Raw genomic sequence first — 16,139 nt, 5'->3', positions numbered from 1 at the left:
TCGACTTAGACATTCTTGATTTATGAATGTAAAATTCTCGTAAGCCTGCCAGGACGGAAGGCTAGCGAACCTGAGTCAGGACGCCGAATGTGAGTGATAGAGAATTTTTCATGAGTAAATCATTAGAATTTCTTAGTCAAATTTCCAGTTTAAAGTTCGTTTGCAAGTCACATAGAAGAAATTCATGGGATTATCATGCTAATGTATTGGCTCTTGACTTTGCATAGAAAACCCATCAACCATTATATCTAATCTTTCCTGCGTATCCTCTATTATCTCTACAGGTTTTAATTTTTTTATAATTCCAAAAGGTTCCTTTAATGATAGTTTATCACCGCGTCCTGATATAACCCACAATGTTTTATAACCCTTTGGTAATATATCCAGTTTTTCTTCGCCTTTTCCATCTGTAAAATATATTAGTATATTAGTATCTGTACTATTTACATACTTAAACACAGGTGTAAATTTCGTACCACCACGACTAGTACATCGCTCTCTTATACTATTAATAGACTTAACCTTGTATACCTGCCTTATTTGCGTATCACATTCAATCAAAGTTATTTCATGTTTATAAGTTTTCACTATATTAAATACTTCCTTTATTGCTCCCTTAAACTCCTCATCGCTTATGCTACCGCTTACATCTATAGCCAAGGTAATTCTAGCAGTATGCCCCCTAAGTTCTCCTCTTAGATCCAATCTGTTAGGTTGGCGCCTACTTCTTCTTGCAACAGTCTTTTTTTTATCACTTTCTAATGTTCCCATAATCTTTTTCAAATACAAATTCCAAGGAATCTCACCTTTTTTGCTCTCAAGTCCCTTCAAAATCCCCTCTAAATAAAGAGGTACTTTGCCTTTTTCTGATAACATGGCATATTTCTGCGTAAAATTTTCGAGAGTTTCCTCGTCTACTTCTATAGAGTCTTCCCATAAGTCATGAGTTTTACTAGCATCATATTCTTTTTCTATATGCTTATCCTTAGAGTCATCCTCTCCACTTTCATCATCTTCCTCTAAAAGATCCAAAGTTTTCTGAATCTCCTTTGCATAATATTCCATGCCCATATATTGTTGAAGATTTAATCTATACTTTGAATTTATACTGTCTATCGTTATAGAAAATGGTGGAAGATAATCTAAATATTGATTTACTACTATATCCATAGCCATATTAATAGCCAAGGTGCTATATTTTGTTTTAAGGCCTCTTGCACGTTTTAAATGAAATGATAATATGTGATAAATCTCATGTTTTATACTGCTTTTCATCTGCTCTGCTGTAAGGTTTAAAAAAATATAGGGATTAAAGTAAATAACATACTTAGATAATTTAAAATTCACAGCGGTTGGAGAACTTATATCATATTTTATCTCTCTAGACATTTGAAGCAGAAAATAACCATAAAAATTATCCTTATCCTCTATTAACATAAAATTAACCATTGTAACTAGCTCCAAAAAATCTTTTGTAAAATTACTTGGCATATCCCTTATGCTTTTCACATTAGAAATTTCATCATAAAGTTCACTTTTAAGGATTTCAAATTTTTTTCCCATAATTTCACCTAGCCTTTTATTTGATTATAGGCCTTGAAATACATTTCAACGAAGGCTTCATTTTCCAAACACAACTTATAAACACTATTACTGCTTTCTTTAATATCCTGCATAATTCCTACACCTAAATCCACAGGATAAATACCCAATAATTCTATAAGCCTCTTTATATCACTGTGTAAAATTACTTTATTATCCAATGCATAAATGATATTTTTTGATATTAAATATAATCTAGTATGGGTTTCATTTTTCACCTTAGCAATTATTTCTTGTGATAATACCTCCCCTGCAAACACATCATCAAAAGAAATTAACGGCTCATTATCTTCCTGCGTAAATGATATAAACTCATTCGCTATTCTATTACCTAAATTTCCTTTTATTATATTAAGAAATATTCTTTTAGGAATAGTATCTTTATTTTCCTTGTATATTTTATAAACTTTAGAAACCCGCTCGTAACTTCTAGGGGTTGCTCTTATTTGATCATCCTTTTGATTATTTAGTAGATATTCCGGAAATGTAGATATGAATTCTATAACTTTTTGCTCTAGGTTATTTTCTATGGCCCATGAAATCCAAGCTTTTGAGTCACATTCCATATGTAATAAAACAAATCTATTTTCTTGTGCTGCATCCATATCAACTACTTGATAATCGAAATCTTCACCATATTTGCTAGAAGGATTCATTGCTGCTAATATTTTTACTTTTTTATCTAGTTTGTATCCATTTATCTCTCTATTTAATATTAGATTCATAAGTTCCTGTTGCACTGTGTGCTCACAACGATTTATTTCATCAATAAATAAAAACACTTCTTTACCCTCATTTATTAATTTATCTATCTCCTGTAGTTTTGTGTGAACCGCATAAACAGTATTTTTTGATCGAACCGCCTTGCCATTTTCATCTTTAAAACTATAATCCTCAACTGTTGGAAGTCCCCCTATTTCTCCTTCTTTTAATAGGTTACCATCTATAATAACTAAGCTCCAACCTTTATTTTTTGAAAGTGTTTTCGCGAGTGCTGTTTTTCCAATACCACTCTCACCTACAATTAAGGGCACTTCATTCGTTTCTATAACAAGTTCTACACTTAACATAGTATCTTTTAAATTCATTAGTTCATCCCTTCTTACATCATATTCAGTTTTTCATCAACTGCTATTTTTTTACATGTTTTGCTACCATATTTGTAAATAAAAATTACTTTATCCATAGATATGTTACCGTATTTCTCATTTATACTGTCACAATTTATGAAATCTCTAACATAATTGTCCCTTACAGTTTCTTTAGATAACACCTCTTTAAAAGCCATCTCTACACTCTCCATTGAAAGATCATTAATAATATATTTCATTACCAATGCGTTGCTTTTTAAAAACAATATCTTTTTATTGTCATCTATATTTTCAATAAACCTTATAGCTGATTCATTTTCGCGTATTGCCAATACCTCAGCACTTAATGTTGCATTTTTTATATACCTTAAAGCAACATAATTTATTTTTATAGCAAAAAATTGTATTTCTTCACTTGGTTTTTCTATATATTTTATAGAATCATAATCTTTTTCTATAGCTATCTTTTGAAGTTTTTCACTTGGATTTTTAACGTATTTTATTGCATATCCCTTTTGCTTCATACCTATTATTATCAATTCTTCTGAAGGATTATCAATAAATTCTAAAGTATTCCATAGCTTTGACACAACATATTTTTTCATATCATAAGTTGGTTCCTTTATAAACTCAATTACCCGTGGATTGCTTTGTATTGCTAAATCCGCCATTTCACTTGTAGGATTTTTTATATAACGTATCATTATACCGTCTTTTTTTATCGCCATAAGCTTCATCTCATCACTAGGATTTTCAATATTTTTTATAACAATTGGGTTAGTCTTTATTATCTCAAGAACTTTGTCTTCTCTCATATTATTGCACCTCTTTGCAAGACATTGTGCGCTTGCTGCTTTTTTAAAATGTCTTATTAATTTATATTAATTATAACATAAAAAAATTAAATTATAATTTAAGACACAATAAAAAAAGAGATATTTCTATCTCTTTATAAATTAATCAAAATTTTAAAATTATTAATCCAAAATACCGTTGCCCCAATTTTTACACCTATCTTTATGATAGGTGGGTGTCCTCAGAGATGTATAACAGTCCTTGCCAATTTAAAATTGGTCTTATAAGCCAAATGCACATCTAGATCTCGAACTCCCGTATAAATATTGTAGGTTGAAAATAAGAGCTTGACGAATACCCCAGAAATCTAATTTTTAAAATATTTGAATACGTTTAATTTGTTTTGTTAATTTTATTATATCAGAATTAAATTAAAATTCAATAGTATTTTATGATTTTTTTAAATAAATATACTTAAATATACTTAATAATATTTTCTTTATCAATCACCTCTTTAAATTTATATCACAACAATAATAATAATTATGATTTCTACATAAATACAAATTATAAATATGGAGATACTACTATTAAAGAAGGTGTTATTATGAATGAAGGTCTAATGGTTCTTGTAAGAGGAGTCATCGGCTTTTTTACGTTATTGATATTTACTCGTGTTCTCGGAAAACAACAAGTTAGTCAGCTAACTTTTTTTGATTATGTAGTTGGTATAACTATAGGTTCTACAGCCTCTACTTTAACTACAGACTTAACTAGTAGAGCTTGGCCTCACTGGGTAGGCTTAATTACCTGGACTGTCTTATGTCTTATCCTTCAATTAATAACCATCAAATCAAAAACTGCTGAAGAATTTCTAGATGGTCAGCCTACAATTATTATAACAAATGGAAAGATCCTCGAGGAATCCATGAAAAAATACCGTTATACCATAGGTGACCTTCTAGCACAGTTAAGAGATAAAGGTATTTTTGACGTAAACGATGTTGCTTATGCAATACTCGAGAAAGATGGTCAATTATCCATTTTAAAAAAGACTGAAAGTGATCCAGTTACACCAAAAGATCTAAATATTAAAACTTCTACTGCTTGTATTGATTATGAAGTTATATATGACGGCCGCATTGTACAAAACAACTTAATAATTATTAATAGGAATGAAAGATGGTTAATGAACAAACTAAAAAAACAAAATATTACTGATGTCTCTGAAGTATTTTTAGCTACATATAATGAAACAAGTGGTTTACATGTAGATCTTTATAACGATCATATAAAGCAGACAAAAAAATAAAATATAAAGGAGTAACTTAAACTATGAAAAAATTTATAACTTACTTTATACCTATAGTTACTTTAACAGTTTTTGTATTAATAATGCTTGGGGGTAACTATTTAAAAAAGCCTCAGAGCCCTTCAGAAGATGTAATCGCTTTTGTAAATCTATCCATAAAACATGCAAAAGTTGAAAATTGGGATAAACTTGAACAAGATGTGACTAGTATTGATATTGCCTGGAAAAAAATTATACCACGCATACAATTTAGCGTTGAAAGAGATGAAATGTATAATATAAATTTAAACCTTGCTAGTCTCCGTGGATCTATATCTAGTAAAGATAAAGCTAGTACATTAATTGAATTAAATGAAATGGTTGAAAATTGGGATGAACTAACAAAATAATTTGTACCGTCGAATAATAGATTATCAACTTTTCTTAGATGATATAGCAACAAAAAGATATATCACTATAACTGCTTTCGCTTCGCTAAGAAATTCTAATATTTAATTTATTTACAGATGCTAAAAAATACAAACTCGCTATCGCTCAAACATGTATTTTTCTTAACGCATCTTCAAATAAATTAAATAAAGAATTTCTAAAGCTTGTTCAAACGCATTTTACGTGATATATCCTTTTGTTAGCATCCTCTAAGAAAAATGATTTCATTTCAAATATTCATCAGAGTTGTTTGCAAAATGTAAACATAACAAATATATGATTATAAGATATAATAAAAATAATTCTTCAGATGCAAGACTTGTTACTTACAAAAGTATGAATCATTTTTTTGTTATATTCTGAGTCGACAGGCTACCGCCTTTAAAACCTTTTTTTGCAACTTTTTAAAAGTTTTTCTTAATTACTTGAAGTTCATGTAATGCTCTAGTTGCCATCACATACCTAAGTTTATCTTCTTGTTTATATTCACTTAAAGCATTATCTGCTTTATGATCACTTACATCCTCAGGCTCATCTAAGACCATAATTACTGCATCAAATTCGAGTCCTTTAGCAAAATATGATGGTAACACTACAATTCCACTATGATATACGTCATTTTCCTTATCTATAATTTTAATGTTTGCATTTCCATTAACTAGCCCAAATATATCTTCTGATTCTTTTATATCTTTACATATAATCGCAATGTTTTCATAAGTTTTATCTTTAAAATCATCAATTTTACCTAGTACAAACTTCTTAAATTCATCCCTGTTTGAAATTAATATTTCTCTTACGGGTTCACCACTTCTTACTATTGGAACAATTGGATCATGATCTAAATATTTATTAGCATACTCCATAATTTCTTTTGTAGATCTATAACTAGTATTTAGTCTAAACTCCTGAACATTACAATTTGGAAGTATATTTTTCATATCATGCATAGGTAATTTCCCGCCATATGGTATTAATCTTTGATTGCTATCGCCAACTATAGTTAAAGAACTACACCCGGTTAATTCCTTTATAACTAAAAACTGAAGTTCATTATAATCCTGAGCTTCATCTATTACTACATGTTTTATTTGTTCAGATGTTTTTGTACCTTCAAGCTTAATCTTAAAATATAAGATACCACCTAAATCATTTTCAGTTAATCTTTTATACCCATTGATCTTGTTATATAAATCAACACAGTTTCCATTATTGAGCCAAGTAAGGCTTCTTTTTAGCATAAGTACTGCTCTTATAACTTCGCGAATATTAAGTCTTCTATTAAAATCTAAATCATTTATTTTTAATTCCTTTTCTTCCTCAGGTAAAGAAAAAACAGTCTTTTCATATTCCTTTTGTATAACCCTAACTTTTTCATCTCTCGCATCAGTAATTTTAGAAAATATAATTCTTCTAATTTTTTTACTTCTTCTGAATAAAGGCATGGTTTTATAATAATTATGGAACATTTCTTTTATATCTTCTTTAGATATTATTAACTCATCCATAAAAATTAAATCTTCAATCTTAAAATATTCAATATCTAATTTTTCTACAGCTTCATCAATAAATTTTTTATAATCTATAGAATTTTTATATGTTATGTCTTTTGCGAATTCTTTTTCTCCACCAAGCACTTTTTCCATGTATTCTTTTAGACTCATTACTTCTTTAAGTTCTAAAATATCAAAAGCAAAGTCTCTAAATGTCGTTTGCTTAACCCCTGATTCCCCAAGACTTGGGAGAACTGTTGATATATATTCTATAAATACATTATTAGGTCCTAATATTAAAACCTTATCCTCAAGTATTTTTCTATAATTATAAAGTAAATATGCAACTCTATGGAGCGCAATAGTTGTTTTTCCACTACCAGCAACACCATCAACTACAATAGTTTTTGTTCTTGGTTGTCTTATTAAATCATCCTGTTCCTTTTGTATTGTCATTATTATATCTTTGAGCTTTTCACCCGTATTCCCACTAAGCACCATTTGTAGTATTTCATCCTTTATATCTAGTGCTGAGTCAAACATGCCTTTAAGCTTTTCTTTCTTTATTATATATTGCCTTTTAGCTAAAATATTCACTGCTATTTTTTCTTTTGGTGCGTCATAAAATGCCTCTCCTAAAGACCCAGTGTAAAATAGAGATGCAACAGGAGCTCTCCAATCTACTACTATAGGTTCATAAGTATTGTCTGGCGTAACCCCAAATCTTCCTACATACATTTCATTTATACCATAATCTTCTTCAGAAAAATCTATTCTTCCAAAATAAGGAGAGCTTTTAAGTGCAGTTAACTCCTTAAGTCTTCTATCAATAGTTTTAAACGCCTCTTCTTTCACATATATCTCATGATCAAAATACTCTATTACCATATCTTCATCATCTCTATAGTCTTCAATTACTTTTTTTCTATATTCTAAAATATATTTTGTAATTTCCTTTCTCTTCTCAATATATTTTAAAATTTCCTCACTAATAATATCAACAACAGACTTTAATTTATCTTCTTCTATATTAAACTCTAGCTGCTTCTTTAATTCGACTTCCACCGAACTAGCCTCTATATCATATTCATTATTATTCAAAACTATCACCTCATTTGCTTGTAATTTTTAATCTATTAACTCTAAAATAAATATACATATCTCTAAGAAATTTCATTCCATCCAATGATATCTGAAATACCAAGACCCGGGGAATCGTTAATAGTTATAGTATTACCCTCTACAGCTGCGCCACCAACTATTGCACACTTATCAAAGTACAACATAGTGTCTAAATCAGCTTTAACCAAGTTAGACTTTGATGCTGCAAAACTAGCTGCTGCTGTTATGCCTATTCTATTTTCTAACATACATCCCATCATACATCTTATACCCATATTTTCTGCCATGTTATATATCTTTATTGCATTATTAATTCCTCCACATTTCATAAGTTTTATACTTATGAGATCTGCTGCTCTTTTTTCAATTATCTTAAAAGCATCCGATGGTCCAAAAACTGCTTCGTCTGCAAGAATCTTCGTTGAAACATTGTCTGTCACATATTTTAGTCCATCTATATCCCAGGCATTAACCGGTTGTTCAACAAACTCAATATCAAGCCCCATATCTTCGAATTTTCTAATTATGCTTACAGCTTCCTTAGGTCTCCAGCCTTGATTAGCATCTACTCTTATCTTTATTCCACGCCTTACTGCTTTTCTTACTGATTTAACTTTCTCTATATCAAAATCCACATGATTCCCAACTTTGACCTTTAAACAAGTATAACCATCCATTACAGCTTTTAAAGATTTCCCTACCATTTGCTCTACTGTATCATTTACTATAGTAAGATCTGTAGTTAATGAAGTCTTATAACCACCCAAAAATTTATAAAGTGGTATTCCATATTTCTTGCAAAGTAAATCATATATAGCTATATCAATAGCAGCTTTCGCGCTATTATTACCGTGAATAGAATTATGAAGTACCTTCATAATTTCTTCAATATTTTCAATATCTAAGCCTATAATTTCAGGTTTAATATAATTTATAGCTCCAATTATTGAGTTATCTGTTTCCCCAGTTATAAGCGGTGTTGGTGCGGCGCTGCCATAACCTACTTCCCCTGTATCTGTAATCATTTTTATAACTATTTCATCGGAAAATGTAAGCATTCTCTTGCCTACTTTATATCCGTGTTTCAGCGGAGTACTAATTCTACCCATCTTAATGTCTTGTATTTTCATAATTATCCCTCGCTAAAAATCTGATTTTTTATAGTTTTTATATTATTTAACTTATTTATACAATGTTATGAAAATTTTTTATAGTATAATGTTCTATTATACTTCTATATCCAGTTTAATTCTATGACTTTATACAAATTCACATTACAAGAACACTAAAACCTATATCTTATTTTATAAGACATAGGTCTAAATGTTATTTATTATTTACCAAGATACGTACCTTATAAAATAAGTTATATATCTATTTTGCTAGTTCATACAATGCATGAGCATATATTTTAGCATTCTTAATCAAATTATCTATTGTAATATATTCATTTTGTTTATGAATAGTATCTGGTTCTCCTGGAAACATTGGTCCAAAAGCTACAATATTAGGCATTTCTTTAGCATAAGTTCCTCCACCTATAGATACCAATGTAGCTTCTTTTCCAGTTTGCTCAGTATAAACTTTTTGAAGTGATTTTATAATTGAGCTATCTGGTGGGAAGTATAATGGCTCTTGATGTACAAATTTTTCCACTCTTAATCCAGTCCCTTTTATTTTTTCATTAAATGGAGTCATCATATCCTCTAATTTGTTTGTTACAGGATACCTTAAATTTAATGTTACCGTAGCAGAATTTCTATCCATATTTATAACTCCAACATTAAATGATAACTTTCCCGAAATCTTATCCTCAAGGCAAACACCAAAAGACTCACCATGCGTCTGCATTCCTATATTCTTATTTAAAAACTCTACTAACTCAGAAGCATCATTTGAGTCAAGATTTATGGTTCCTAGAAATTGTAATAATTGCATTATTGCATTCTTTCCAAACTCTGGTGTACTTCCATGAGCTGCTTCACCTATAGATTTAATTATTATCAAATTTGTGTTAACCACTGCAGATAGTTTATACTCAGTATCTTTTATAAAAGTCCTTAATAATTTAACTATAACATTAGCATTAGTAGAAATAATTCCTGCCTCACAATAATCAGGTACCATGTTAGAAACTTGACCACCTTTAATATATTTTATAATGTTTTCACCTTTATTTATGTTATTAAAATCTTTTACAATATCAAAAATAGTTATACCTTTTTCTCCATTAATTATTGGGTAGTCAGCATCTGGTGTAAACCCAGCAACTGGTGGTTTTTCTTTTTCTAAGTAATGATCAAGTTCCTTGCTTCCTGTTTCTTCATTAGTGCCAAATAAAACTCTAATTCTCTTAGATACAGGCAATTTTGCATCTTTTATTGCTTTTAAACCAAACAGTGTTGCCATTATTGGACCTTTATCATCCGTAGTTCCACGTCCATACATTTTTCCATCATGAATCTCTGCGCCATAAGGTGGGTAAATCCATCCATCACCTTCTGGAACTATATCTAAATGACCTAGTGCTAAAACATAATCGTCACCCGTTCCATACTCTGCATATCCTACATATCCATCTACATTAACTGTATGAAGTCCTAATCTCTTTGCAGTGTCTAACGCACACTCTAATGATTTAGCTACACCCTCACCAAACGGCATCCCAGGTTTAGGTTCACTTTCTACACTTTTAATTTTTATAATTTCTTGTGTAGATTTAATAATGTCCTCTTTCATGCCATCAATTAATTTGTTTAATTCCATATTCTTTCCCCTCTCTTAATAATCTATTAAAGTAGATTATTTTTGTTTTTATTATTAAACATAAATGTCTCCTAAAAAACAGTTAAGAGCCATAACGGCTCTTAACTTATATTTTATATTTATTATTTAATCTATTATTTATTCCGTAGTTAAATTATAACATTAAATAGTTTTCGTGTCTATTTTTGTAGCATACACGTCTCTTCTTCTACATTAAACTTTTTAAGCTGTCTTTTTCAACCATGTCCTAGCTTACTAATAACAAAAGATGACAACTACAATGCATTGCCATCTTTTGTATTATAAATTTGTTTTTTCTATATAGTGGCAATTAACATCGATATGGTTTAAGAACAACAATAATCTTTCATAAAGTGGGTGAGCTTTATCACCATACTTTGCTTCTAGATTTTCTCCAATATCTTTTACAGTTTTCTTGCCATCTATTTGTAAAAACACACAACTTCCATACTCATCTAAAGAAGTCTTTTTATAATCTGGAATTTTGAAATTAAGTTTTCTAAAGACCCTTTGAAGCTTATGATCTTGTTTTTCAAGTACAGTCACAATATTATCTTTATCCAATTCATACTCTAAATCATGAAAAATTTTAAATATTATATTTAAAACATCTTCATTATTTTCTAGCATCTTTTACCTTACTTTTCATTATAGGTATTATAGTGGCTATTACTAGAACTGCTAATATTACGAATGCCATTCCATTAGAAGCAGCAAACCCACTTGGTCCATTTCCTTTTATAACTTTCAATACTTGAAGTACAATACCTATAAGTCCAATTATTGAACCACCAGCAACAAGACCAGACGATAATCCTATACCATTCTCAATTTTAACTTCTTTTTCTTCTTTAGATTTAGAAGTTTTCTCTATAAATAAACGAACTAACGCGCCTACTAATATTATAGAATTTGTAGCTATCGGTAAGTAGAATCCTATAGCAATTGTCATTACAGGAAGTTTCAATATATATAAAACAATTCCCATAACAATACCAGCAATTACCATAACCCAAGGTAATTTACCTGACATTATACCAGCAGTTAACGTTGCCATTAAGTTAGCTTGAGGTAATGCAAACGAAACGTTATCTCCAGTCATTGCAAGTTTACTCGAAAGTAATAATATAGTACCAATAACTACTACAACACCTACTATACCAGCTATAGCATAATATTTTTGCATTTCATTTTTGTCGCCACCTACTATGTAAGTAACTTTTTGAGATTGACAATAACCAGCCGCTACAGATATAACAGTAACTATAAATGTACCAAATAAAAGTAGTGATTTGTTGTTTGCAGGATTTTTCCATCCCATTACAACAAATAATAATGTTACAACAACTATAGAAGCTATAGTCATTCCAGATACAGGAAGATTTGAAGTTCCTATAGTACCTGTTAAACGACCAGAAACTATAGCAAATAGTAATGATAAGAATAATGATAAAATAGAAGCAGTTATCGCCATTAATATATTACCACCAGATATCATGAATCCTCCTATAAAAGCTATCACTATACCACTAATTAATATAATGTTTCCAGCAGATGAGCTACCAGTACCCTTTGAAGCCTTAGCATTCATAGTCTCCTTTATGGAAGATATTATGGTAGGTATAAGCTTTATAGCACCTATAAAACCACCAGAAAGCATCATACCAGCACCGATATATTTCACATAACTACCTGCTATATCTTTAACTTGCATAGCATTTATAGCAACGCTAGGATCATTCCATACAGTTGCTCCATCTCTTCCAAGATTAATGAAATATCCTATTAAAGGCATAATACCGAAATTAGATAATATAGAACCAGCAAACATAGTTAGAGAAACATCTATGCCGACTATAAATCCTATACCTAATAATAGAGGATTAACTTCCACTTCAAATTTCCACTTGTAGAAAGATTCATTTACATAACTTATAACGTTGTTAGCTACATTCATAAAAGAACTAGTTACAACAGTTATAACACCTCCTATTCCAAAACCTATTCCCATGTACTTCATTGTTTCTCCGGCTCCTTCTGAAGCAACAAGTGTTTCAGATATAGCCATTGATTCAGGGTACATTAATTTACCATGTTCTTCAACCATTAAGTAATTATGAACAAGAGAAGCTATTCCTATACCGAATAAAACTCCACCTACACCAACAACCAAACCTTCCATGAACGTAACTTTAGCACCTATTAAAAGAATTGCAGGTAAAACAAATATTATACCACTAGCGACTGACTCTCCACCACTTGACATACCTTGCAATAAATTTTTCCCAAGTATACCCTTTTGCTTAGCAAATAACGCTATAAATGCTGAACCTATTATAGAACCCGGTATACCAGCCGCAACTGTAAGCCCTGATTTCATACCTGAATAGGCAGTTGAAGCTGAGAACAAAGCAGCTAAAAAAATACCAATTATTAATACGGCAACGTTTCCACCTGATTTAGAACCAGTTGAAACGTAAGGAACGTAATCTTTACCATTTACTCCACCGTATGCGCCTTTTGACAATTTATTATCCATAATACGTACCTCCTTTTACATTTATTGGCCATAATTATAACCTAATTTACCTAGAATTATTGATATTGCTATTATTGTTTTGCATTTCTTGCCTAGCTGGTACAAATGGCAAATAATCTTCACCTTTAATTCCACCATAAGCTATATGAGAAACTTTTTAGATTTCTCCATAATATGTCCCCCTTATAATTAGTATATTTTTAATTAACAATTTATAATACCATATGTTATAAAAATGTCTAAATATGAAATTAGTTATTTTTTACGAAATTTTCATATTATCTTTGTTTATTACTTAAATATCTACACAATACTTCATTTCTCATAATTTAATACCATTGTTGCATAGTCAATTTAATACTATATTATGACTTTTGAAAGTACAGTTATATTCTTATTCGTTTTTATGATTTTGTCATGTATATATATTGTTTCCTAATCCTCAAAAAATACTAATAGTTTTTTTCAAATATGCCATAAGTTTACGTTAACCTTTACAGTACCTTTTATAGGGTTGTTTTGCATAAGATTACAATTTAGTAACCATTAAATTGTAATTTAAATTGATTCCTACTGAATTTTCAAAAAATTAAAATAGCAGATATATAAACTTGCATTTATACTCTGCTATTTCATTATTTTAATTTTCCAAAGTTACTAAAAGGACTAATTCTGATTCTCGCCTTACCCATTATATCTTTCCCAGGTATATAAGGTTTATCCCAGTATCTCGCATCTAAAGAATTAATTCTATTGTCTCCCATAAAGAAATAACTATCCGCCGGCACTTTATATTTACCTGTTTTACCACCTGGATATACAACATAACTTTGATCTATTTTTTTATTGTTTATGTACACAGATCCGTCTTCTTTAACTTCCACCAAATCATTTGGCAACCCAATAAGTCTCTTTATTAAATCTTCGCTTAGTTCATCGGAGTGAAATACTACTATATCTCCATGCTTAAGATTATTTAGGTTATGAACTCTTGTTACTAAAATCTTATCATTTAGATTTATTGTTGGTAGCATTGAACCAGTCGGAACAGTTACATTAAAAAAAATGACCTTATTTATAATAAACGCTATTATAATCGCTGCAAATATCGGTAATATCCAATCTTGAAATATCTTTTTTACTAAATTCATGTTTATCCCCTCTCAAATATTATACATTAATATTTTATCACAATATAAATATATAGTCTGTATTAAAAGTTTATTATATGTTAACATTTGATAAACTTTAAATGATTTTGATTTTAAAATATGTATAATTTGAATTGTAAAAACTCCTAACATTATAACATGTCAGGAGCTTTTCTTTTATAAATATGAAATTTAATTACATCTGAATATTTTTCACTTCTTCATTAACAACTTTTCCTTTATCATCAATTACCTTTATTGGATCATTATCTATTCCATCAAGATTATCATCCCATAAATATTTTTTAGTTTCACTTACAATTACAGGGCTGAGTAATATTAAAGCTATTAAATTCGGAATAGCCATTAATCCATTAAACAAATCCGCTAAATCCCAAACTAGATTAAGTGAGAACACTGAGCCAACAAAAACAAATATAACCCAAAATATCTTATAAGGAACAATTGCTTTTTTACCAAGTAAATATTCAATTGCTTTTTCTCCATAGTATGACCAACCTAGTATAGTTGAAAATACAAATGTAAGAAGTCCTATGGTTAAAATTATAGGTCCTATAACTGGTATAGCATCAAATGCTCCTTTAGTAAGTGCAGCTCCCTTTAACCCCTCCTGCCACAAACCCGAATTTACAATAACTATACCTGTCATAGCACACACAACAACTGTGTCCCAAAATGTCCCTGTGCAAGAAACAAGAGCTTGTTTAACAGGATTTCTTGTTTTTGCTGCAGCCGCAACAATTGGTGCACTACCAAGACCTGATTCATTTGAGAAAAGACCTCTTGAGACACCATATCTCATCGCCATCATAATTCCTGCTCCGGCAAATCCACCAGTTGCAGCTTGAGGTGAAAATGCGTCCTTAAATATAAATACTATTGTACTTCCAATTGTTTTATATCCCAATATAAGAAGTACAATACATCCAAGAACATAAAATATTGCCATGAATGGAACTAAAATATCACAAACCTTAGCTATTTTCTTTATTCCACCTAATATAACAATTGCAACTAATATAGATATTACAAGTCCAGTAATCCAAGTTGGCACCTTAAATGTTTCATATACCAATGATGATACAGAATTCGCTTGCACCATACATCCAATACCAAAAGCCGCTATGCTTGTAAATAATGCAAATAATACTCCTGCCCATTTCTGCCCAAGACCATATTCAAGAACATACATAGGGCCTCCCGCCATGCTTCCATCCTTAGTTTTAACACGATATTTAACAGATAATAAAGATTCAGAATACTTTGTAGCTATTCCAAAAACACCCGTTAACCAAACCCAAAGAACTGCGCCTGGCCCCCCAAGGCCGATTGCCGTTGCAACACCAACTATATTTCCAGTTCCAATAGTCGCCGCAAGTGCTGTTGTTAAAGCACTAAATTGACTTACATCCCCATCCCCAAAATCATCTTTTGTTACTGAAATTTTTATAGCCTTGAATATATATTTTTGAATAAATTTTAACCTAAATGTTAAAAATAAATGCGTTCCAAATAATAAAACGATAAGTGGTATGCCCCATACCCATCCATCAATTTGAGATATTAGTTTTGCAAATGATTCCATATACATTCCCCCTTTTATAATTATTTTATTATTATATATTATTCATAAATTTTTATCAATTCTAAATTTTTGCACAAATGACTTTTATAAGCACAACATCATTCATATGCTCGTATTTACTGCCTTTTATATTAGCACACAAAAAAGGTTCATAAGCGCTATGCCTAGGAGCCTTTTCAGTTTTACAACTGTATATTTATTAAGTTTATAAA

The 16,139-nt window shown here is 30.1% G+C and carries 12 protein-coding genes and 1 other RNA gene; 2 read left to right on the top strand and 11 right to left on the bottom strand.

Annotated elements, in window-relative coordinates:
- Nucleotides 1–198: 198 nt before the first annotated feature.
- The 4 genes from KPL54_RS00730 to ssrS all read right to left on the bottom strand — a co-directional run bounded on the left by KPL54_RS00730 (nucleotide 199) and on the right by ssrS (nucleotide 3,857).
- Nucleotides 199–1,563, bottom strand: a complete 1,365-nt coding sequence (locus KPL54_RS00730; protein WP_216103778.1) for a vWA domain-containing protein — start codon at nucleotides 1,561–1,563, stop codon at nucleotides 199–201.
- An 8-nt stretch (nucleotides 1,564–1,571) separates the two neighbouring features.
- Complete coding sequence (locus KPL54_RS00725; RefSeq protein WP_216103777.1) at nucleotides 1,572–2,690, bottom strand: ATP-binding protein; 1,119 nt, start codon at nucleotides 2,688–2,690, stop codon at nucleotides 1,572–1,574.
- Nucleotides 2,691–2,704: 14 nt separating this feature from the next.
- Nucleotides 2,705–3,508, bottom strand: coding sequence for a hypothetical protein (locus tag KPL54_RS00720; RefSeq protein ID WP_216103776.1), 804 nt, complete (start codon nucleotides 3,506–3,508; stop codon nucleotides 2,705–2,707).
- Between the two features lie 160 nt (nucleotides 3,509–3,668).
- Nucleotides 3,669–3,857, bottom strand: a non-coding RNA gene (gene ssrS, locus KPL54_RS00715) — 6S RNA.
- A 238-nt stretch (nucleotides 3,858–4,095) separates the two neighbouring features.
- Between ssrS and KPL54_RS00710 the strand changes: the two genes are divergently transcribed.
- Both KPL54_RS00710 and KPL54_RS00705 read left to right on the top strand, forming a co-directional pair.
- A complete protein-coding gene (locus KPL54_RS00710) occupies nucleotides 4,096–4,800 on the top strand; it encodes a DUF421 domain-containing protein (protein ID WP_216103775.1) in 705 nt (234 codons plus the stop codon).
- 23 nt (nucleotides 4,801–4,823) lie between these two features.
- Entirely contained in the window at nucleotides 4,824–5,189 is a 366-nt protein-coding gene (locus KPL54_RS00705; RefSeq protein ID WP_216103774.1) for a DUF4363 family protein, read from the top strand.
- 444 nt (nucleotides 5,190–5,633) lie between these two features.
- Here the strand turns inward: KPL54_RS00705 and KPL54_RS00700 are convergent, their stop codons facing one another.
- From KPL54_RS00700 to KPL54_RS00670, 7 genes are all read right to left on the bottom strand, one after another.
- Entirely contained in the window at nucleotides 5,634–7,832 is a 2,199-nt protein-coding gene (locus KPL54_RS00700; RefSeq protein ID WP_375372969.1) for a HelD family protein, read from the bottom strand.
- 53 nt (nucleotides 7,833–7,885) lie between these two features.
- Nucleotides 7,886–8,974 (bottom strand): dipeptide epimerase, encoded by a 1,089-nt coding sequence (locus KPL54_RS00695; protein WP_216103773.1) that lies wholly within the window; start codon nucleotides 8,972–8,974, stop codon nucleotides 7,886–7,888.
- A gap of 244 nt (nucleotides 8,975–9,218) precedes the next feature.
- Complete coding sequence (gene pepV / locus KPL54_RS00690; RefSeq protein ID WP_216103772.1) at nucleotides 9,219–10,610, bottom strand: dipeptidase PepV; 1,392 nt, start codon at nucleotides 10,608–10,610, stop codon at nucleotides 9,219–9,221.
- A gap of 300 nt (nucleotides 10,611–10,910) precedes the next feature.
- Nucleotides 10,911–11,261 carry a PqqD family peptide modification chaperone gene (locus tag KPL54_RS00685; RefSeq protein WP_216103771.1) on the bottom strand — a complete coding sequence of 117 codons (351 nt, stop codon included), beginning with the start codon at nucleotides 11,259–11,261 and terminating at the stop codon, nucleotides 10,911–10,913.
- Entirely contained in the window at nucleotides 11,248–13,170 is a 1,923-nt protein-coding gene (locus KPL54_RS00680) for an OPT family oligopeptide transporter (RefSeq protein WP_216103770.1), read from the bottom strand. The genes KPL54_RS00685 and KPL54_RS00680 overlap by 14 nt, the downstream gene beginning before the upstream one ends.
- 635 nt (nucleotides 13,171–13,805) lie before the next feature.
- A complete protein-coding gene (lepB, locus tag KPL54_RS00675) occupies nucleotides 13,806–14,321 on the bottom strand; it encodes a signal peptidase I (RefSeq protein ID WP_216103769.1) in 516 nt (171 codons plus the stop codon).
- Nucleotides 14,322–14,517: 196 nt separating this feature from the next.
- Complete coding sequence (locus KPL54_RS00670) at nucleotides 14,518–15,927, bottom strand: alanine/glycine:cation symporter family protein (protein WP_216103768.1); 1,410 nt, start codon at nucleotides 15,925–15,927, stop codon at nucleotides 14,518–14,520.
- Nucleotides 15,928–16,139: the final 212 nt, after the last annotated feature.

Source organism: Clostridium estertheticum (assembly GCF_018861295.1).
GTDB classification, from domain to species: Bacteria; Bacillota; Clostridia; order Clostridiales; family Clostridiaceae; genus Clostridium_AD; species Clostridium_AD estertheticum_D.
The sequence above is the reverse complement of the archived record's forward strand: the minus strand, read 5'-3'. Positions and strand labels throughout refer to the sequence as shown.